The organism is uncultured Legionella sp., assembly GCF_937871865.1.
Taxonomy (GTDB): domain Bacteria; phylum Pseudomonadota; class Gammaproteobacteria; order Legionellales; family Legionellaceae; genus Legionella.
In genome coordinates, this window is record NZ_CALMPD010000260.1 from 1 (window position 1) to 1,851 (window position 1,851).

Genomic DNA, 1,851 nt, shown 5'->3' on the forward strand with positions numbered 1-1,851 from the left:
ATTCACAAACCCAGCTAACTGTGGATGTTATTACTAAAGTATCGGAAGGTAAAATAACCATTAATAATGCGGCGAAGTTACTTAGTTGCTCTCGGCGAACAATCGAACGTTATCTCCATAGCTATGGAAACCAGGGTATTAAATTTGCTATTCATGGTAATACTGGTAGAGCTCCTGTCAACAAAACCTCAGATAGCTTGAAGTTAAAAGTTCAGTCCCTTATTAAAGAAAAATATTATGACGTCAATTTGCAACATCTTGCTGAACTATTAAACCTTAATGAAAATATAAATATTAAACGAGAGACCTTGCGTACTTGGGCACATGAGATTCATCATGTAAAACGTGCTAAGCGTAGACGCTCCCAGGTGCGTAAAAGACGAGAACGAATGGAATCCTCGGGATTGTTATTGCAAATGGATGGTAGTTCACACAGGTGGTTTGGGGATAAAAAATCGTGTCTAATTGCTATTATTGATGATGCAACCAGTGAAATCCATGCTGAATTTTTTAAGTCTGAAACCACACAAGGCTGTTTGAAAGTTATGCGTGATTTTATTGAAAAAAGAGGCATTTTCAAAGCCTTGTATGTGGATAGAGCCGGCATATTCGGTGGACCAAAACGATGTCACTTCTCACAGATGCAAAGAGCCTGCGAAGAACTCGGCATCGAAATCATATTCGCCAACTCTGCCCAGGGAAAGGGGCGTATTGAACGCTCATTCAATACATTCCAAGACCGTCTCATCCCAGAATTACGCCTACAAAATATTAGCGATATGCAAAGCGCCAACCGTTATCTACAGAATGTTTTTATTCCTGGGTTTTGGAAAAAGATGCTTACAGTAAATGCTAAAAATGTAATGTCTGAGTTCATCCCTGTTCCTGAACATGTCAATTTAGACGATATCTGTGTTGAAAAAGAATATCGTAAAATTCGTAACGATCATACATTCAGCTATGGTAATAAGTTTTATCTAATAGAATCACCTCTCAAACACTCTATTGCTAAGCAAGAAATTGAAATTAGAAAGCAGAATAATGGTGGCTTTATCGTCTATTTTGCAGGCCGCCATCTCGCGGTTTCTCAAGTCATCGAGCCTACAAAACCTTCTCTATATGATTTAGAAGTTCAGAAGAAAATTGATGCCATAAATTTAGCAGAAAAATTAGGTAATGTATCAGAAGCAGCGCGTATCAGTGGTTGTTCCCGGGAAACAATTTATAAAAATAGACGCCTACTTAAGGATAAAGGCCCTCTTGCTCTAAAACGGACATTTCAAACTGATATCCATCACAAAAATAGAACCACCATAGACGTTGAGAAAACGGTCATCGACTTCTCATTAACAAACCCTCACCTAGGACAAGCCCAAGTATCGGCGCAACTAAAAGCAAACTGTGATATTGAGATTAGTCCTGCTGGGGTAAGGGATATCTGGCTTCGTGAAGAAATGAATACTTGTGCTCTTAGAGTAATAAAAGCAAAATCCTCACTTGAAGTGGGTTAGTGAGGATTGTTTCATATTCAAGTCATATTGTATAATGACAAAATCGCTTGGTAATTAGTCCGACATTTTCCCTCGGTAATCACACTAATACAACATAACTGTGATGACTTGGAGCTAAAAAAGTACTGTACAAATACAACAGTAAAATTGGCTAATTGCTTTGTTCAGCAAGTAAACATTCTTGCAAAACTACAAGGGGTTGGGGGGCAAAAAATAATAGTTGAAAGAGTAGAGGTGCAGCAAGGTGGACAAGCAGTGGTGGGAAATATTCAAGGTAGTATGGGCAGTAGGGATAAAATATGAAAACAACCTCAAGAACCGAGAAAAAGAACTATGCGTT

1 protein-coding gene is annotated in these 1,851 nt (G+C 38.4%); it reads left to right on the top strand.

Annotation, left to right across the window (positions count from 1 at the left end; all coding sequences use genetic code 11):
* Positions 1–1,511 (top strand): ISNCY family transposase (locus tag Q0495_RS14075; protein ID WP_298627425.1); only part of this gene is annotated, 1,511 nt, incomplete at its 5' end.
* Between the last annotated feature and the right edge of the window lie 340 nt (positions 1,512–1,851).